This window comes from Pseudomonas sp. LS2P72, assembly GCF_054897865.1.
The window spans coordinates 3,437,638-3,455,621 of sequence record NZ_CM142708.1; the positions used below are offsets into that span (position 1 = coordinate 3,437,638).

The following is a 17,984-nucleotide window of genomic DNA, read 5'->3' on the forward strand; positions in this document are numbered from 1 at the left end:
GATTGTTATCAAGTTTGCAGTGATTAAGGCATTCGATTTCAGTCCTTGATCCGTATCAAGGGCATTCTTGAGCAGGCGATGTAGGTTGGAGGCACATCCTAGAGGCAAACCGGGGATCGACATGGCCAAGAATTTTCCCATCAGCCCCAAGCACCCCGAGCGCATTTGCTGGGGCTGCGACAGATACTGTCCAGCCAATTCCCTTGCGTGCGGCAATGGCTCCGACAGGACAATGCATCCAGCCGAAATGATCGGAGACGATTGGTATCTGCATGGCGACTGGGGCATCGAACCGTTGATCGCGGTAGAAGACGTGACGGACGATCCCGGCCTGAAGGGCTGAGCAACCCCCTGGAAACATAGAAACCACCTGACGGAATTTTTTTTGAAATCAAGGGGTTGCCAGCCTCGGGAAATCAGTACATAATTCACGCCATCGAAAGCACTGACCGCTGAAAAAGCTCAATGTTTTCAAGGAGTTAGATCGCGAATCTGATTCCAAGTTTGTACGCGTTTGATGTTGTGCTACATGACATCAGATGTTTGAGGCCGAGTAGCAAAATGGTTATGCAGTGGATTGCAAATCCACCTACGCCGGTTCGATTCCGACCTCGGCCTCCACTTTAAACGAGCTCCGTAGATCTATGATTTACGGAGCTTTTTTATTTGCGCTGTCTTGCAAGATTTAGTCTTGAAAAGGTCAGTCGCAAACTTGCTTCACCAGAGCGGGATGTATATATTTCCCCCTCTGCTGCACAGGCGTCAGAACTGCCAGATCGTTATTTGACAGTCTTCAGACTGCTTCACCGCGCTACCGCCCGAATGGCGAAACTGGTAGACGCATGGGACTTAAAATCCCCCGCTCGTAAGGGCGTGCCGGTTCGATTCCGGCTTCGGGCACCAATAGTATGATTTCAGATGTTCCCGTAAACACCTGAAACCTAGAGAAACCGGCCTTATAGCCGGTTTTTTTGTGTCTGAATATCCCCGTGTGTTCCTGTACAGCTCCACGATTTAGGTATACGTTTAGGTATATATCGGTTCGATATCGAGGCGTATACCTATGGCGCGCACCGTAACCCCCCTTACCGACCCCAAATGCGAGGCCGCCAAGCCCCGCGCAAAGGACTACACCCTGTTCGACGGGCAAGGGCTTTTTTTGCTTGTAAAGGCTACCGGCACCAAGGTCTGGCGCTTCAAGTATAAAAAGCCAAGCGGTAAGCCTGGTCTGGCAACGTTCGGCAACTACCCGGCTCTCGGTCTGAAAGCAGCCCGCGCGCGTCGAGCCGATGCACTCGAGTTGCTGGCGCATGGCCAAGACCCCATCGAGAGCGCTAAGCAAGCAAAGATCGAGGCGGCCAATGAGGCGGGGAACACCTTTGAGGCGTTGGCTCTGGAATGGCACGCCAGCATGGCCGGCAAATGGTCGAAGGATCACGCGGTCAGGGTGCTGAAAGAGATTGAGGTTGATCTTTTCCCCATGCTGGGCAAACGCCCCGTATCCGACCTGAAAACCCGCGACCTGCTGGCCTGTCTGAAGGCGGTAGAGAAGCGCGGCGCGCTTGATGTGGTTGGGCGACTGCGCCAGCGCATCGCCGGAATCATGCGAATCGCCGTTCAGCGCGAATTCATCGAATACAACCCGGCGCTTGATCTGGTGGGGGGGACTGCCACCCGCAAGACCAAACACCGCCCGGCCTTGCCCCTTGAGCGGTTGCCGGAGTTGTTGCAACGCTGCAAGGCTGACACCGGACGACCGCTTACCTGTCTTGCTGTAAGCCTCGCTTTACTGGTGTTCATTCGTTCTAGTGAGCTGCGTTTTGCTCGCTGGTCGGAGTTCGACTTTACCCGGAGCATGTGGACGATTCCCGGCGAACGGGCACCAATCGAGGGTGTCAAGAGGTCGCACCGAGGAGCCAAGATGGGGACTCCGCACCTTGTCCCGTTGTCACGCCAGACGCTGGAAGTACTAGAGCAGATACGCCGGCTTAGCGGGAGTTTTGATCTGGTGCTGCCAGGCGATCACCGCCACTGGCGGCCAATGTCGGAGAACACCGTAAACAAGTCACTGCGCCGCATGGGGTACGACACCAAGATAGAGATTTGCGGGCACGGTTTTCGCACTATGGCCTGTTCCGCGTTGGTCGAGTCCGGCCTATGGTCGCGTGACGCGGTTGAACGGCAAATGAGCCACCAAGAGCGCAACGGCGTGCGCGCGGCCTATATCCACAAGGCTGAGCACCTGGAAGAGCGTCGGCTGATGATGACGTGGTGGGCTGAGTACTTGGACGCTAACCGGGAAAAGCACATCACGCCCTATGATTTTGCACACCGGAACACCGAAGTGGTGAGCGTGGAGAGGGGGCTACAAGCATGGCAATAAAAAGGGGCAAGCGATCAAAGGCACTTCCAGTATTCGACAATCAACTCGAGTGGGGTACAGGTGATTTGGTCGATGAAAGCCTGTCTGATGCTGCGCAGGCAATTATCGCTGACATGGCCGAACATCACGACGGCGATCTTCAGGAATGGTTAAAGCAAAGGCTTGGGTCCTACAGAGCGGTCACCCGCGAAACGGAAAAAGGACCCGCGCGCCACGAAGAAATTCGCGAAATACAGCAGGCGCACCTGAGTCTTTGTGAAGCGCTACAGCGGCTAAGCAATTTCTCTCCTTTCGTCGAGGGTCTCATCAACGAGGCCAGCTGGCGTAGCCATGGGTGCTTTTTCAGCGGTGGCTTGCTTTCTGACCTTGAGGCGAAGGCCACCATGGTGTCCGATGTGTTGGATATTACCGAGCAAAAGTTGGAGGCCGCTCCAACTATTCGTGGCGTGAAGCCGAAGTTTCAGCGAGATGCTTTGCTGGCTGATACCGCAGACAAGCTACGGCAGTCATCCTTAGCGAAGATGACCAAACGCAGAGCTGCAGAACTCGCCCAAGAGCTTCTCGTTGCCGCAGGGGTCGAGGTGCCAGAGGATATTGTCGAAATCGAAAAACTGATCAGACGTGTAAAAAAAGGGGGAAAAAAAGCCTCTAACTAATCTCTTTTGAGCACTGCGACAGCAATCGGGGGTTCAACAAAAATGGCTCCGTACCGATACGGAGGCGCTCAAATGCAACCAGTAACAATTCCCCCGAAAGCTCTTATCCGTCAGCCAGCGCTCTGTCAATGGCTGGACCTGTCCCGCTCTGGCCTAGACAAGCTCCGCAAGAAAGACCCGACATTCCCGAAGCCGATTAAGGCCAACGAAAGCCGTCAAGCCGCGGCTTATTACGTCTTGGCTGAGGTGGAGGCTTGGTTACGGACCAAGATTGAAGCGAGAGACGCAGTATGAGCAATTCATCAACGCTTACAGCTTCCTGGAAGTTTCGCGTAATGGCCGCCCTGCGCGTTGATTCCTTCCCGTCTCCTTCTAACTGGTCCTGGCGCAAAGCCAAGCAGCGCGGGGTGTAACCCATGAAAAGTCAAAACGGCGCCCATGCGCCGACGGGATCGGCTTGGCTGAAATCCATGATTGGGCCAGTAGCCCGGTACCTTCTTGGCGAGCCAAATACCGCAATGAGCAAGCAAACCGAGCTTCGGTTCGGAGCGCATGGCTCGTTATCTGTTGATCTGGAAAAGGGGGTATGGCACTCGCACGAAGACGGAAGCGGTGGCGGCGTGTTGGATTTGATTGCCAGGGAAACCTGCATCACAAGTCGGGCCGAGCAAATGGCCTGGCTTGAGCAGCACGGCCTAAAAGAAAAACATCCGGCCCCAAGTCCTGATGTCCTTCCGGTCAGGGGCCAAGTGTCGGCTCGTTATGACTACACCGACGAGGACGGCAACGTTCTGTATCAGGTTGTCCGTTTCGAGCCAAAGGACTTTCGCCAGTGCCGCCCCGACGGAAAAGGTGGCTGGTTGTGGTCGGTGAAGGGCGTGCGTCAGGTTCCCTTCCATCTGCCGCAATTGCTGGACGCGCCGTGGGATACGCCAGTGTTTGTCGTGGAGGGCGAGAAGGACGTTCTTCGCCTGGAATCGCTGGGGCTGCTCGCAACCTGCAATGCCGGTGGCGCTGGCAAGTGGCCTGATGCTCTCAATGAACCCTTTGCGCGCCGCCGCGTAGTGATTCTGGCGGATAACGACGAACCGGGACATAAGCACGCTGACAAGGTTTGTCGGGCGCTGAGTCTGGCAGAGGCCGAAGTTCGCGTGCTCTGCCTTCCAGGGTTGCTGCCGAAGGGCGACGTGTCCGACTGGTTGGACGCGGGTGGCACCGTCGAGCAACTGCTGCAAATGGTGGATGCTCCCTGCAATCACCAGTTCGAAGACGACGATCAGCAGCCAGTCGAGGAACACTTCGAGCCCGGTGATGATGCCGAGGAAAAGCAGAGCCAGGCGTCTCTACTGGTGAAGTTCGTGGAGCAACGCTTCGAGCTGTTCCACGATGAAAACAAGGACGTCTTCGCCCGGGATCGTACGACGGGCGAAGTGCGTAATCTAGCCGCGCGCCAGTTCCGAGATGCACTGGTCGCCGGATTTTACTCGGACAGCGGAAAGGCGCCCCGAGATCAATCGGTCCGGGAGGCGCTGGGCACCCTGAGCGGCCTCGGCCGATTCCATGGAGACTGTCAGGAGGTACACCTGCGCACTGCTGGTGCCGCTGGTGATTACTTTCTCGACCTGGCTGTACTAGGCAGTAGCCGAGCGGTTCGCATTCGGCCGGGTAAGTGGGAGATCGCCGAGTCACCCGAGGCCATGTTCGTTCGACCTGAATCCATGCAGCCGATTCCAGCTCCAGTTCCAGGTGGATCGATCGAGCAACTTTGGCACGTGGCGAACATCCCGCACGGCTCCCGTCTGCTGGCCCTGGCTTGGCTGATCGAATGCCTGCGTCCTGATACGCCTTATCCAGTGCTGGAGCTGCTGGGCGAGCAGGGTAGTGCGAAGAGCACGACACAAACAGCGCTGCGCCAGCTCATTGATCCGAATTCCTGCCCTTTGCGCAGTGCTCCGAGGTCGTCGGAGGACCTATTCGTTTCAGCTGGTGTGTGTGCGGTAGTGAGCCTGGAGAACGTCTCGCACTTGCCCGCAGCAACTCAGGATGCCATGTGCGTATTGGCAACCGGAGGCGGCTTTGCCAAGCGCAAGCTGTACTCGGATGCCGACGAAAGTGTTATCAGCGTGAAGCGCCCCGTCGTGCTGAACGGCATATCTGCGGCAGTCACGGCGCAAGATCTGGTGGACAGAACGATCACCATCGAGACGCCGGTTATCAGCGAGCGGCTGGAAGTAACAGACCTTTGGCGGGAGTACGAAGCCGAGCGTCCGTGTTTGCTGGGGGCGCTGCTGGATATATTCGCCAAGGCGCTGGAGTTGTTGCCGCAGATGCAAATCCCCGCCGACGATCGTCCGCGGCTGGTTGAATTTGCTCGCCTCGGTATGGCTGTCGCCGCCGCAGCAGGTCATGAGCCCGAGGACTTCCTGCGCGAGTTCAAAGCCAGTCGGCAGGAAAGTCTGGCTCGCACCATTGACGCTAGCCCGGTAGCTGCCGCCGTAGTGGAACTGGTCGAGGCGCGTCCGCACGGCGTGACCGCCCCGGCAAAGGATATTCTGCGTACCCTGGAACAGTACCGTCCAACCGGCTGCGATTCGTGGCCCCGTTCCGCTAAGGGGCTAGGGGACGCCCTGCGACGTGCTGCTCCCGCTCTTCGGCAGATAGGCATCGAGTGCAAGTCCCTGGGTAAATCTGGGGGGACGGTGAAATGGGGTATCGGGAGAAAGTTATCGAAGCAATGTCCTGCAAGTCCTGATGTCCTGCCAGACGATCACCCCGAGCAGGACATTGGGACTTGCAGGACTTCGAGTCGGCAACTATCCCCCGACACCACCAGTACTTCGCAGGACATGGCCTTCGATGAATCCGACGCGGAGGCCTTCTGATGAGAGTTATCGACTATCTCCATGATCGTGGGTTCAGTGCCGAGGTGGTGGGCAACCGCTTAAGCGTCTCACCATCTAGCAGGCTGACACAGGAGGAGCGCCGCTATATCAAGTTGCACCGTTTGGAGCTGATGGTCGAAGTTGTGGCCAACGATGGTGAAGCCCGCCGCAGTCACTGGACGGTGCTCGTGGCAGGGTACAGTCCCTTCACAATGATCGGCGAGCCGATGACCTATACCGAAGCCTTGTTTGAAGCCCGAATGCTGTGGCCTGGCGCGCAGGTCATGTAGTGCTGAGCCCGGACAACTACCGGGCTTTATTCTTTTACGCAGTTGATTGGCGACAATTTCGCTTCTATGGGTGTTCAGGAGCTTGGCGGCATTTGCTGCTATCCACGGCCATAAGGCGAGCGTTTATTGCCGGAGGCAGATTGGGCTTGATCCAATGCGGTGCCCAGCCGCACCGAGGCAGATGCAGCGAGCCTCGCCGTTGAGCATCTGGTGCTTGGTACTACGTTGCGGTGCGCGAGGGGAACGTGGTCGCTTCCAGACTGCTAGTTGATAACTGCTTTTGTTTTGGCGTAGATTTGTTCATGTCGTTCCCTTCCAGGGGCGATGTTGGGCCAGTTCGAGTGACTTGACTGGTGCCGTTTTTTGCCTTTAGGCGCAGCGGACTTCCTTTTTCATACAGGAGACCGCCGTGGCCCATAAATCTGTTATCAAACATCGTTCCGCTGCTTTCGATCGCCAATGTGGCCGCTGCTATTACTGCGGCTTTCAGATGTGGCGCGATACTCCTGAGGCCTTCGCCCGCATCCATGGCCTTACCCTTCGACAGGCTAGGCACTTCCGATGCACAGCCGAGCATCTGGTCGCCAGGCAGGATGGCGGGAGAGACACCCGCTTCAACATTGCAGCCGCCTGCCTGCTGTGCAATCAGCGCCGCCATAAGCTCAAGGATGCGCCTGAGCCCAAGGAATACAAGGCTCTAGTGCAGAAGAGGCTAAGCAAAGGTGGCTGGCACCCGCTCCCAGCAGGTACCCATTTATCACCCTGATCAGCAAGGCGGCCTTGACTGGCCTAGACGTGTCTATCGGTAAAAATTCGCTTACGGCAAAGCCAAGGTGTTACTGCTCAGCCTATGTCGGCGCAACGAAAGCACTGGCGATATCTTCGTCCCCAGTGCAATCGATTGAGGCCAATCGGGGGGGATTGGCGTACTCGAGCAGACTGTGATGTCGAGCATAGGATTATGCTTTTTCCCGAGCTGTTAGAAAAATGTAGATACACAGCGACAGAAAAGCTGCTGCGCTCACGACTCCTGCTATGGTCAGCATCAGAAAATTCATCTTTCACCAATGGCATAGCGTTCAGTTAAGGGGTGACCACTAGTGTAGCTTTCGGGCGTCCCGAGTGAGCGAAGCGAACGGACTTGAACCTTTTTTATGCGTCATATATTAATTATGAATATTGAGCGTTCTATCTTTTTTTGCAGGCATTTAGAGCGGCAATAGTTACTGTGCGCCTAGGGTCATCAGAGGGGTAGATGGGATGCACATGCGCTGATGCTCTAGTACCCTCAGGTGTGTCGGTGAACTCAATAACCAAGCCAATTGGAGGGGTGCCGGCGCCGTGATTTCCGGTAACAGTTACTCGATAGGACGTAGTTGTAACCTCCCAAAAAGGCCCCATTCGTGTGGCCTCGGTTTGCCAATATTTACCCACACAACGGCCCGCTTGAGTTACGTCGCCAGCTAAATACATGGTTGAAAATGGTGGTTCCTGTAGTGTCCGGGTTGCAGTTATTATTCCGACGCTGCAACCATCAAGCGCTAACAGCATAGGAAGAAAAGAAAAGAAATATCTCATTCGCATGATGCTGCTCCAGATAATTATAATTCGGCTCGACAGGCGTACCATTATAAATAGACACCAATTACTGCGATCTGCTTTCACCAGCTTGGTGGATATCATTCCTTGTCCTCTCGTCTCCTCCTAACCAGACGGGGCATTGTGACAGTCGGGTGAACCGCTCAAGGGGGTTATATACCATGGACGGAAAGCCCATTCTGCTCGATAAATTCCGGCATCAGGCCAAGCATAGCTACTCATTTGCCATTGCTCCATCAACCGGAGGCTTTTGGCCGTTACCTGCCCGATTCAAAGCCCTGTTTTATGTGGTCGGCATTGTCGCCAAGTGCGAAAGGCGCGCCGCGGATGTTGAAGCCAATATCTATTGCTTCTTATTTCTCGATCCAAAGAGGCAGCTCCATCAAGGCTGCTTCAAGTGCGAGCTGGTTTTCATACATCCTTACGAAAACATCAGGTAGAGGGAGGGCTGAGCACTCATGACTTTGACTCCATTCGAAAGGCCAAAAAGTATAGCAGAAGGGCTACCCTATTCTTTCTACACTACGAGGTTTAACTATATCGAGGAGTTTTCAGCAGTACATAGCCTATGTGCACCTAGCCCAGTTGCATCACTGCACCTTCACTGTGTCCGTCGAGGTTGGATAAATCCGGCGCCCTGCAGCCGAGTAGAGGAAAAAGATTGCGCGATGGGAAGCAATCCAGCGCGTCGTCTGATTTGAGCTAATATCAAAAAAAACATAGTGAGAGGTGCTTGAGATGTTAATAGCTAAATTAAATGCCTTAGCAATCGAAGGCAGAGCAATGCTAGATGAGGCTAAAAGATTAGAAAAAATGCTCCCGCAAATGAAACGTGACGGTTATGCCGCACTAAAAATGAAGTATCCTCAAGTCGAACAGAGAGACTGGGCAGGGTTGGTTAAGGCTTTACAGCTTGGTAAGTTGCCGGTGAATATGTTGGAAGAGGCAAATGTTATTTATGAAAAAATATCCACGTGTAAAGAGCAGGCTGAGGCGGCCAAAATGCGCGGCAAAGAACTATACGACGCCAGGGCTGCGGCCGATACTCGACGAGTTCTTGATCCGGATGTCCATCCTATTCCTGTAGGTCATTATCCAAAACTCCGGAACTGCACCCAGTATCCTCAACGAAAAGATTGTAACGTTGGCGAGTCGGAGACTGAGAAGTGGGCGCGATGCAAGTTTATGGTGTATGGAGAAAAAGATTGGCACTGTACTGCTCCCTCAAAATAATTTTTATTCGCTAGTAATTTTATAAGTGAGGTGGAATAAAATGTGCGATTAAGACGAGTTTGGTAGTTTCTAGTTTGCACTTTCACCGCTCTTGGGTTAGCAGGTCAAATTCATCATCAGAGAGCGGGAGAGCCTCAAGAAGTGCCTATGGGGTGGGAAAATCGGCACTGATTTAGAGATACTCCTAAGCCTCAGAGGGAAGCTTGACCTGGCGATACTCAAGTGGAAGATTCAATTTTTCTTTGAGGTATCTGAGATATCTCTCGTCCTCAGCACTCAGTGCAGTCCGACCAACCGCAACCAGCCTAACCGCTTTTTCTGGTAGCTCATTCCAGTAGTACGCGTACTCGAGTAGCTGACCAATCGCCAAGCGCAAAACCCTACGGGTGCAGAAATCTGACTTAACCTCGAAGAGGATGTTCTCCATTTCCGTTGTTACGGTGACATCTACAAAATTTTCTTCGAAGACGATATTCGCCCCTGGGTATTCAATCTTCAGTTCCTCATGCAGGGCGGCCTGCATTATCCCATGCTCTGGCGAGCACTCCCGTCCCGAGCCGCCGCTCCTGAAATATCTGTCTTGAATGGGAGGAAGATTCTGTCCTTTCCGAGCCGGGCGGCGTGTATTCACCGTTTCTGGCAGGGAGGCCTCGTGATTAAGCTCAATGAGCTGATAACGGTTGAAGTGCAGCACGGGGTCCCCAGCCTCGGCAAATGTGTTGGGCGGATACCACTCAACATCTTCTGGGCGAAAACGAACATTCAACACGTAAGGGGCCCATTCACCGTTCCCCAAGCCACTTCTATCACCATCTACAGCGTCTATTTCCTCCAGCATGCGGTTATACCACCCAACGCGCTTGTAGTGATCCAAGGCCGCAATGCCTTGAGCTTCATCTAGGAACTCGATATGGCGAATACGGGCCACATAGCGCCGCCCATCAGGAGTAAGGGTGTAGAGCACAACATCACCTGCACGCTCACCACGTGCGAGCCGTGACTCCCAGCCCTTGTTTACTCCTTGAAGAAAGCCATATTGCCAGCCTCCAATTTGCCATTCGAATCGAAAAAGCCACTCCTCATGGCCATAGCCGTGCTGTGAGGAGAAGGTATTCGATGCTTCGGCTGTGCTCCTGGTGGGGTACTGCCAATTGGAGTCATTTTGACAGATGCGGGTGATATAGTTCATTACTGTCCTTGTCGTCGATTTACGGCTAATTGCCATTATTTAGAATGGCAAAAACAAAACCTCAATCCAAGTGCTATTTGAAGCGGCTGAATTTCTTGCGGCCGACAAAGGCAACCTGGCGGTGCTTACCTGGCAGGTGGTATTGGTACATTACTGGTTCAGAAGAAATTGAAGAGGGTTGAGCGCCCTGGTTTGCAGGGTGTGAGTTTCTAGTCAGTCCAATCCATCACCGAAAAAGCTGATGATTCTAGATCGTGTTCGGCAGCAATCGACCCAGAATGTGTAAAAACACATGCGCCGTTTTGAAGTCTGCATTGCTACGTAAAATCTGCTGGTGCTTGTGTAATCAGCAGGCTAGAAATTGCGTAGGAGCGCGATTTTTGTTCCAGCCCTGACTGTCAAACGTGTTCTAAAACGGTTTTACACAGCCTCGACCCAAAGCTGACGATGGCGAAAGACAGGAATCAGCCATAATCACACCGTAGACATGATGCACATGACTCCGTAATGTGCGCAGAAGTCATACCTCTTTACCTGGCCCGCTAATTGTCGCGCGTGCTAACACAATATACAGGCCGATCAGGGAGTTACACATGAGCAAGGAACATTATCAGACACAAATGGCGTGCCCCCAAAAACTGCGTCGTCTACTAAATATTTAAATGGTATCGAAGATGAGTAACGTTCTTCAAAGTTGTCACGCTTTCAATTTCAGTGAGTCGTACTCCTACGCTGATAAAGTACGGAAGGCTATTTTCGAAAATGATTTTTCGATTGATCCAATGGATGTAGCTAGCGATTTGGAAAACCAAGTCGCCAAACCGCAAAAATGGTCTCTTTTACACGATTACATAGATCATGTAGTTCGTGATGATTTGAATTTTTACTTTCGTGGTGGTGGATGGGATTACGATGATGTACGCCCCGTATTTTCTATGCTTGACTCACATAAAATCCAATATTTAACACTTGTGCAGTATATCGAAGAGCAATTTCGAGATGATGAAACTGGGGAGACAGTATTAGTTACAGAGGGGCTTGTAGAAAAACACAAGTATGAGTATGTGTCAGAGTATCTAGAAGACATCGCATTGAACGGTCTTGCTTCTTTAATTGTTACGGAGGTTTTTACACTGCTTTTCGCTGATCGTGAAGCAATGAAGGCCTTCAATCTAAAGATTGCTATGAGCTTGGAAAAAAGAACCCCTAGATGTACATACTGGCCCAAGTGGCTAGAGCGGGCATTATTTTGCAGAGAGAAAGGTCTTTGTGCAATTTGCAAGTCGGACTTGACTTCACTATTTCATGTGTGTGGAAAGCTTGCAATTGACCATATAGTTCCTATCGCTCTAAACGGTGTAAATGATCCGACTAATTTACAAATACTTTGTGAAAGCTGCAACGGAAAAAAAAGTGGTATTACTGTGGTTACGTCGAATTCTATGCCTGTATTTTGGTAGCCGATTTAACAACTGGCTAAAATCACTCACTTCGTTCGCTTGGGTCGTCTGAAGCCGGCCACTTAGCTTACTCGTTATGCCTAAAGAGGAAATATGGCGCACCTGAATCTAGAACAAAAATTTGAAACCCTGACACCTGCGCTGTTGTTCAAATGGTTAGCATGGATACTAGCGTTTGCAACAGGAGTTGTAGGCATGGTTTTCGCATTTTACTTTACGGAATTTAACGGGGAATTTAGCAGTCAAAACGCCGATTGGGGAACTTTTGGTGACTTTATAGGCGGCACGCTGAACCCAATACTTAGCTTCCTTGGGCTAATTGCCCTCCTGCTAACAATTGTTCTGCAAAGCAAGGAGCTTGAATCTACTAGAAAAGAACTAGAGCGCTCAGCATTAGCTCAAGAAAAATCCGAGTCGGCACTAAGCGAGCAATCGAAGACGCAAATAAAACAACAATTCGAGGGCACCTTCTTTTCATTGCTAGATCAACACAATAAAGCGTTGGAAAAAATATCAATATCAACAGGCAAGTGGACTAACGGTAGATCAGACGTTGATCTTGTCAGGGAGGCTGTTTTTGAAAAGCCAGCCTCAAATTTAGCCGGAGCCAAAGATGCCCTTGAAAAGAAAAACGGGTTATGTGGCCACTACTTCAGGGTTTTGTATCAAACATTAAAATTTATTTCAACCAATGTGCCTGATGGCCATATTGGAATAAATTTCAATGAAAACACTATTAAAAGTGCTCAGCTTGCAAAAAACGAGAAAATGTACAGCAATATTCTCAGATCTTTCTTGAGCTATGACGTAACTCAACTTCTAGCTATAAATTGCTACTGCACCAGTACTCAAGATACATACTGGAATTTCAAGCTGCTGATAGAGCGCTATGCTTTTCTTGAACATATGCCCTTTACAATTGATAGTAAAAGCAATAAATTGCTCTTAAATACTGAACGATTTTACGATCAAGCAGCATTTGGCCAAAGCCAATTCAAGAAAAACCCGGGCGCAGCATAACGTTGATGAGACAATTGGAGCTGTTGTCCTACAAATAGAGATCGCGGAACTTAACGAGCAGTTCATGTCGTTCGTTTGTCTAACAGGGGCGGGCTTTAGCCCGTCCCAGTGAGCGCGTTGTTAGCCAACGTTACCACGGTATATTTCTGGCCGTAACCCCTAAGATATTGAAAGCACTCGTTAGTAGTGCGAACAAGAAAAGAACCCAAGGTATCAAATAATCAGGGGTTTCTTATTTTCCTGTTAAAAATTCAAATATTTTCCAGGCCTTAAACCATAGAAAGTGGAACCATCGGTATTTTATTGTGTAGCCTCTGAAGTCATTTCCCGGCAAGCGCGGTTCTCTGTAGTAAGCTTGATAGCTCAAACATAATTCCCCGTACTCGTACTTCAGTTCTTGTGGGGTAGTGGAAAAGTCAACGTTGTTGTACGTATTTATGCTTTTTTCTAGCGCATAATCTTCTCGCTCTTTCTGAAAATTATTTTTTTGGTTTCTTATATAGTCTTCTTTAGCGCGTTTCTCTAGCAGCCTGTAGAGCAAGGACTCGTGCTTTCCGCTTAGGTTGGTGTTGATTGTCTTAATGACTCCATGCTTGATCATATTTCTCGAACTCAGATAAAAGCGCCAAGCGAAGTATAAAAGGATGGTGTGGGCAATCCATGGGAGCGCGGCTGGATTTGTGATTTCGTAATTAATAAATATAAGCCGGATAGAATCGCCAGCGGGCGCGAGCCCTAATGCCCAATACACGATGAATATCATTGAGATGAATTTAAGATTTCGAGAGTGTAAGTTAGGTTCGGTAAAGGCCATTTTGATACATTCCCTTAAATATTTTTATGAGGGGCCGGGCTATGCAGGCTGTTCAGGTGGCTAACTGCTATTGTGTGAAATGCCATGTCGCGTTTCTTGTTGCGATGGCGTGTCGTATAACGTTCCTTGTCGTCCTGTAAGTCCTTGTCTAGCTTAGAGGTGGTCGCGGAAAACGCGACATTGCTCAGGAAGGAGCGCGACATGGATGACGGCAAGCTCTTCCGCCCTCTAGAGTCGAAAGCAGCATCGGTGACGCCACCCATTTGCCAGTATTGTGTCCACTTCTGGCCGAGGTTGTGTTAAAGCGTGTTGAACATCGAGCGCTGATCGCTTAATGATCAACTTCAACGTTCTCTTACGCAATCAGGGCGCTCCTGCTCGGTTAAATCTTAAAGATTTCGCGTAGCAACGCGGACCTCAGAACATTTGCAGAAGTGCCTCTGACAGCATGGTTGGTACGATACAAGTCAAGCCTTCGCCGCACTTGCGCGTAGAGCGGTGGTGATATCTTGCACGAGTAAGACGTCTTGGAGATTCATCAGCGCCTCTGCACCAGGCGTCAGCCGGCCGTGTGTCAGTGCCGCGATGTCTTCCGCCAAGGCAACATGCCCAGCCGCAACCTCCTCGCTCAGCCGGCGCGGCAGCAGTTGAACAGGCTCTCCCTCTGCGAGCCTCTCGAACTCTATAAGGGCTCCGGCGAGCCTCCGCTCATCGTCCGCCCGAACCGCTTGCTCCACAACTGGACGCCCCTCCGTGCCAAGACCGAATCGGCGCAGCCCGTCGAGTTCGACAATAGAATCGAGTGCGATCTGCGCCGCTCGGGTCAGGGTGTCGTCCAGCCGGCTTATATGAAGTGCGTCGAGCCAATCATCGACGACGTACGCCGACGCAAGCAGAGTGGACACCCCCCCGACGGTCAGCAGCGAAATCGCAAGTCCACCGATGCGTGGCACGATCTGAATACGACGGCTTTCGCCTATGGCGGCACGGATGAGCGACTCCTTCTCCAGATACCAGATCAGCCAGTCGGTGGGTGATTCCATATCCACTATCGCTAGCAGTTCTAAGGTCGGCCAAGGCAAGGGGTTGTTCCAATCCGGACGAGCATGAAGTTCTAGCTCGATAGAATTTTTCTCTAGTTCAACTTTGACCTGTTGCAGGTACTTGGTAGTCCGCACCTGCAACTGGTGCTCGACGGCCATCCTGGCACGACGCAATGCGTTTCCAAGTTCGGCCCTGCGGACTTCGGAGAGCCACAGTTGTGTCGGCCGTGCTTCTTGGGTACCGGCTTCTGCCGCAAGCAGGCGTAGCGATGCGATTAAGCTTTCAAGTCGTCCCAATAATTTCTCCGGAGGAGCGCCAATGAGAGCCCAAGGTTCGCTTCGTGCTCCCTGCACGTTTTTGAGCAGGTCGCCCGCCCACATGACGAATGCGCCATACCCTTCCGGCAGTTGAGCGAAGCGTCGTAACAAGTCGCCAGAACAGTAGAACAACAGATTTTGTAACGGTGTGTTGTACTGCTCAGGGGCGCCGCCAGTCGGCGGCCCGTCCCGGGGCGGTGTAAGCGCGCGCGAAGCTTCGTGCACGTCGCCGAACCGCTCCCAGATCTTAGGCGGCGGCAGCTTACTCCGCAGCACGCCATCTACGATGCGTTCTAGTACCGGGACGAGCTGCTCCAACAACGCGTGGGCACGTTTTAAGTAATCCGTGTAGCTTTCTGTTCCGACCAACCTCGCCGCCGCTGCGGTCCAGTGTCGATTCCAATCGGGCAGCGCCGAGGGCGGCAGATTTTCGCGCAGTATGCGCTTGGTGGCGAGCGGATATCCCGGCAGGCCAGATGGAAGACTATCGGCGGCAACTGCATCGACGGCAGCAACCATTGCTGTAGGATCAAGTCCGAGCAGGCGATTGCACAGCTGCACTACCTCATCATGCACGTCCGTCTGAGCCGAGGGCGCGACGTGAAAGATGGAGCCGCGTAGCAGGCGACCTTCGAGCGCCACTTCGACCTCCACCGGGCCGGCCCATGGTGTTTCAAGCGGGACGCGGGCCAGCAAATTCTCGCAAACGTGGACGTCAGCCCAATTCGTCGCAATTTGCGGATCAATGAGTCGGGCGGCGCCTAACAGGTCAGCAGCTTCGGTGAGGTCCAGCGTATCGAATGCTGGCCTAAGGGTGCTGAGCGCCGACCGGACGCTCTCGGGAACCTCCACGCCCACCAGTGCGCCCAAGAGCGCTCGAAGATGGATCGTATCGGCGGCGGCGAATAGCGCACTCATGGCGTCTGGAGATATTGTGGACAGAAGATTTAGCCGCGGATCGGACGCTGACCTAGTCCGTAAAACACGCACAGCTCCCTGTAGGCGTTCCGGGATTGGCAGAGATGAAAGGTCCAAGCCCGCCACGGCGAACATGACGGCCACGCAGACCTGCGTCGGCTCTAAGCCGAGCGACAATACTTCGGGCACCCAGCGCTTCAGTGTGGTCTCGACGTGGGCCTGGCCTAGGCCCGACAGAGCTGCCGCCATGACGACCGGGTCACAGTCACGTTCCAATCGTACCGCGAGCGCGTTCACGAGGGGGGCTGTTGCATCTGGAAGATGAACAATCACATAGGTAGCCAAGGCGTTTAGGCTTGCGCCGTGGGCAGTGTGGACGGATTCTTCGACCGTGTGCGATAGCGTTGGCGGCGGGTGAGCATGGCAGAGGTCTAAGAGAGTCGCCGACCGGAGCTGGTGAAGGCCGCCCAATCGCCCATCTGCCAGTTTAGCTACGAGATGCTCGTCAACGAGCCGACGCTGCGCCCGGGTGAGGTCGCCTTGTGTGATGCCTAGTACACTAGGTAATCGTCCGCTTTCGATCGTGGCGCCGGCCGCGCCGGCGAGGGCCGTGACTCGGAGAATGGCCAGCTCCACGTCCCGGGTTTCTCGTAGTCGCCGGTCGACCTGCTCGCCGAGGACAATCTTGAGACGGTCACCGCGGGTCAGAATATGCGTGTACTCAAGCAGAAGTCCGTCGCTCCGGCCCCACGGTTCGCGCCAGCCCGCCCAGCAGGTCTGACCTTGATCCGAAAGTCGACGCCAGATTCGTTCCGCTACCGCGTCCTCCACAGAGGGCCTGATCTCGCGAGCACGAGATCGCGAATTCAGTATGAATACATCTTCCTCTCTGATTGAGCCTAACAGCAGGATACCGCTTCCAGCGCCGGCCTCCCGGATTAAAGCATCCCAAAGACCGCCGCCCCCCCGACCGACGTCGTCCAGGACGAACCCTACCGGGGCAGCAGGTGAAGCTCTCAGCGCGCGCGCGAGGCGGGTGAGGAGGTGGGCATCAGCAGAATCGCCCCGCTTAACTTCGAACCATCGGGTTGTATGTCGAGCTGCCCGCGCGGCTTCCCACATTAAGGCGGACTTGCCGGTGCCTGATAGGCCAACGATCAAGGCTGCTCCACAGGCTTCCAACGCGGCAAGCACGGCACGGCGCGCCTCCGGCCGTTCGGCGACAAGGCCAGCGGCGAGGTGGCCGGGGCGCGTATCGACACCTTGATAGAAGCTGGGATCGTCTGCGGGCGTGAGAAAATCGACGGCGTCACAGTAGCCGTAGCGAAGGGCCGCCTCCATTCCAGCCAGATCTAATATGGGCTCCATTCGACGGACACTCGTCTCTACGTCCGATACGGCCAGACCTTCAAAGCGCCCGTCCTTCACCAAGCCATTGGCATCCGCCAAGGTACCGATCTGGTTTAGCAGTTCGCCGTAGTGGACCTGTGCCGCTAGAGGCGCACAGGGCATAGTGTGACTGATGGTCGCCACCGCTACTTCAAATGGTGCCGGAGCGATCCAGACACGGGTGCGTGGTGCCAGCGTCGTCCAGCGCGGGTCGTTGCGCAGTGTTTTGGCCAAACCTGGGTGATCAGAAAGTACGTGGTCGACTGTCGGCCCCTGTGCCACAGGGCGCTCCAAGACTAGGATAAGATCGTCCGGTGTGGACGAGGCCGCTTCGGACCGGGCCCAGAGGGCCCGCACGAAGGCCACGACCTCTCCCATGGGGAACGGGCCCAAGTGGTCGCGGCGTGACTTCACTTGTGCAAAAGCAGAATTCGTCGCGCCGCGAAGTTCGTAGTCATCCTGTCCTTCGGGCATCACTTGGCCGTAGGGTAGTTCGCTGGCCCAGCACCGAACTACCAGCCAGACCCCGGCCGCATCTTGGTAGCGAAAGCCGCGACCCGCATGCGATCCGGCACGTGACGTTACCGGTTCCGAGACACTCATTTGAAACCGCCTATATTCTGCAGCATGGCATCGAGCCCTTGCTTGGTGAGTAACGTATAGAAAGGTCGTTTTGGCATAATGGCAAGGTTTAAGTCCAGTTCGGGATTTCCTGCAGAATCGACATGAGACTCCCTCCTTCATTGATATCTTTACCCGCAACTAGTAATGCTAGTAGCTCTCTGAGTAA

15 protein-coding genes and 2 tRNA genes are annotated in these 17,984 nt (G+C 53.4%); 13 read left to right on the forward strand and 4 right to left on the reverse strand.

Features of this window, described 5'->3' with window-relative positions; all coding sequences use genetic code 11:
• Positions 1–121 precede the first annotated feature (121 nt).
• From ACYZUA_RS15820 to ACYZUA_RS15855, 8 genes are all read left to right on the forward strand, one after another.
• Positions 122–343, forward strand: a complete 222-nt coding sequence (locus ACYZUA_RS15820) for a DUF3079 domain-containing protein (RefSeq protein WP_033055179.1) — start codon at positions 122–124, stop codon at positions 341–343.
• Positions 344–547: 204 nt separating this feature from the next.
• Positions 548–621: transfer RNA gene (locus ACYZUA_RS15825), tRNA-Cys, on the forward strand.
• 195 nt (positions 622–816) lie between these two features.
• Positions 817–903: transfer RNA gene (locus ACYZUA_RS15830), tRNA-Leu, on the forward strand.
• A gap of 160 nt (positions 904–1,063) precedes the next feature.
• Entirely contained in the window at positions 1,064–2,383 is a 1,320-nt protein-coding gene (locus ACYZUA_RS15835) for a tyrosine-type recombinase/integrase (protein ID WP_461959602.1), read from the forward strand.
• The gene (locus ACYZUA_RS15840) at positions 2,374–3,039 is read left to right on the forward strand and encodes a hypothetical protein (protein ID WP_461959603.1); all 666 of its coding nucleotides are present in this window, start codon (positions 2,374–2,376) and stop codon (positions 3,037–3,039) included. The genes ACYZUA_RS15835 and ACYZUA_RS15840 overlap by 10 nt, the downstream gene beginning before the upstream one ends.
• Before the next feature lie 72 nt (positions 3,040–3,111).
• On the forward strand, positions 3,112–3,333 hold the full coding sequence (locus tag ACYZUA_RS15845) for a helix-turn-helix transcriptional regulator (protein WP_461959604.1): 222 nt from the start codon (positions 3,112–3,114) through the stop codon (positions 3,331–3,333).
• Between the two features lie 122 nt (positions 3,334–3,455).
• Positions 3,456–5,921 carry a toprim domain-containing protein gene (locus tag ACYZUA_RS15850; protein WP_461959605.1) on the forward strand — a complete coding sequence of 822 codons (2,466 nt, stop codon included), beginning with the start codon at positions 3,456–3,458 and terminating at the stop codon, positions 5,919–5,921.
• Positions 5,921–6,211 (forward strand): hypothetical protein, encoded by a 291-nt coding sequence (locus tag ACYZUA_RS15855; RefSeq protein ID WP_461959606.1) that lies wholly within the window; start codon positions 5,921–5,923, stop codon positions 6,209–6,211. Before ACYZUA_RS15850 ends, ACYZUA_RS15855 begins: the two co-directional genes overlap by 1 nt.
• 220 nt (positions 6,212–6,431) lie before the next feature.
• On the opposite strand, the gene ACYZUA_RS15860 is transcribed toward ACYZUA_RS15855, so the two are convergent.
• Positions 6,432–6,869 carry a hypothetical protein gene (locus ACYZUA_RS15860; protein ID WP_461964171.1) on the reverse strand — a complete coding sequence of 146 codons (438 nt, stop codon included), beginning with the start codon at positions 6,867–6,869 and terminating at the stop codon, positions 6,432–6,434.
• Between ACYZUA_RS15860 and ACYZUA_RS15865 the strand changes: the two genes are divergently transcribed.
• The 3 genes from ACYZUA_RS15865 (at position 6,789) to ACYZUA_RS15875 (ending at position 9,043) form a co-directional block, all read left to right on the forward strand.
• On the forward strand, positions 6,789–6,977 hold the full coding sequence (locus ACYZUA_RS15865) for an HNH endonuclease (protein WP_461964003.1): 189 nt from the start codon (positions 6,789–6,791) through the stop codon (positions 6,975–6,977). The two genes, ACYZUA_RS15860 and ACYZUA_RS15865, sit on opposite strands and share 81 nt — an antisense overlap.
• 994 nt (positions 6,978–7,971) lie before the next feature.
• A complete protein-coding gene (locus tag ACYZUA_RS15870) occupies positions 7,972–8,250 on the forward strand; it encodes a hypothetical protein (RefSeq protein ID WP_461964173.1) in 279 nt (92 codons plus the stop codon).
• 298 nt (positions 8,251–8,548) lie between these two features.
• A complete protein-coding gene (locus ACYZUA_RS15875) occupies positions 8,549–9,043 on the forward strand; it encodes a hypothetical protein (RefSeq protein ID WP_461959607.1) in 495 nt (164 codons plus the stop codon).
• Positions 9,044–9,227: 184 nt separating this feature from the next.
• Here ACYZUA_RS15875 and ACYZUA_RS15880 read toward each other — a convergent pair whose 3' ends face one another.
• Entirely contained in the window at positions 9,228–10,232 is a 1,005-nt protein-coding gene (locus ACYZUA_RS15880; RefSeq protein ID WP_461959608.1) for a hypothetical protein, read from the reverse strand.
• Between the two features lie 674 nt (positions 10,233–10,906).
• Here ACYZUA_RS15880 and ACYZUA_RS15885 point away from each other — a divergent pair.
• A complete protein-coding gene (locus ACYZUA_RS15885; protein WP_461959609.1) occupies positions 10,907–11,692 on the forward strand; it encodes an HNH endonuclease in 786 nt (261 codons plus the stop codon).
• A 93-nt stretch (positions 11,693–11,785) separates the two neighbouring features.
• Positions 11,786–12,712: a putative phage abortive infection protein gene (locus ACYZUA_RS15890; protein WP_461959610.1), complete on the forward strand. Its 927-nt coding sequence runs from the start codon at positions 11,786–11,788 to the stop codon at positions 12,710–12,712.
• Positions 12,713–12,944: 232 nt separating this feature from the next.
• Here the strand turns inward: ACYZUA_RS15890 and ACYZUA_RS15895 are convergent, their stop codons facing one another.
• Together ACYZUA_RS15895 and ACYZUA_RS15900 are read right to left on the reverse strand one after the other, a co-directional pair.
• Complete coding sequence (locus ACYZUA_RS15895) at positions 12,945–13,526, reverse strand: hypothetical protein (RefSeq protein WP_461959611.1); 582 nt, start codon at positions 13,524–13,526, stop codon at positions 12,945–12,947.
• Between the two features lie 467 nt (positions 13,527–13,993).
• Positions 13,994–17,797 carry a hypothetical protein gene (locus ACYZUA_RS15900; protein ID WP_461959612.1) on the reverse strand — a complete coding sequence of 1,268 codons (3,804 nt, stop codon included), beginning with the start codon at positions 17,795–17,797 and terminating at the stop codon, positions 13,994–13,996.
• Positions 17,798–17,984 lie beyond the last annotated feature (187 nt).

Excerpts from the sequence above, each read along its gene's own strand:
- ACYZUA_RS15820 (WP_033055179.1), top strand. The coding sequence starts at position 122 with ATGGCCAAGAATTTTCCCATCAGCCCCAAGCACCCCGAGCGCATTTGC.
- ACYZUA_RS15835 (WP_461959602.1), top strand. The coding sequence starts at position 1,064 with ATGGCGCGCACCGTAACCCCCCTTACCGACCCCAAATGCGAGGCCGCC.
- ACYZUA_RS15840 (WP_461959603.1), top strand. The coding sequence starts at position 2,374 with ATGGCAATAAAAAGGGGCAAGCGATCAAAGGCACTTCCAGTATTCGAC.
- ACYZUA_RS15845 (WP_461959604.1), top strand. The coding sequence starts at position 3,112 with ATGCAACCAGTAACAATTCCCCCGAAAGCTCTTATCCGTCAGCCAGCG.
- ACYZUA_RS15850 (WP_461959605.1), top strand. The coding sequence starts at position 3,456 with ATGAAAAGTCAAAACGGCGCCCATGCGCCGACGGGATCGGCTTGGCTG.
- ACYZUA_RS15855 (WP_461959606.1), top strand. The coding sequence starts at position 5,921 with ATGAGAGTTATCGACTATCTCCATGATCGTGGGTTCAGTGCCGAGGTG.
- ACYZUA_RS15860 (WP_461964171.1), bottom strand. The coding sequence starts at position 6,869 with ATGGCGGCGCTGATTGCACAGCAGGCAGGCGGCTGCAATGTTGAAGCG.
- ACYZUA_RS15870 (WP_461964173.1), top strand. The coding sequence starts at position 7,972 with ATGGACGGAAAGCCCATTCTGCTCGATAAATTCCGGCATCAGGCCAAG.
- ACYZUA_RS15875 (WP_461959607.1), top strand. The coding sequence starts at position 8,549 with ATGTTAATAGCTAAATTAAATGCCTTAGCAATCGAAGGCAGAGCAATG.
- ACYZUA_RS15880 (WP_461959608.1), bottom strand. The coding sequence starts at position 10,232 with ATGAACTATATCACCCGCATCTGTCAAAATGACTCCAATTGGCAGTAC.
- ACYZUA_RS15885 (WP_461959609.1), top strand. The coding sequence starts at position 10,907 with ATGAGTAACGTTCTTCAAAGTTGTCACGCTTTCAATTTCAGTGAGTCG.
- ACYZUA_RS15890 (WP_461959610.1), top strand. The coding sequence starts at position 11,786 with ATGGCGCACCTGAATCTAGAACAAAAATTTGAAACCCTGACACCTGCG.
- ACYZUA_RS15895 (WP_461959611.1), bottom strand. The coding sequence starts at position 13,526 with ATGGCCTTTACCGAACCTAACTTACACTCTCGAAATCTTAAATTCATC.
- ACYZUA_RS15900 (WP_461959612.1), bottom strand. The coding sequence starts at position 17,797 with ATGAGTGTCTCGGAACCGGTAACGTCACGTGCCGGATCGCATGCGGGT.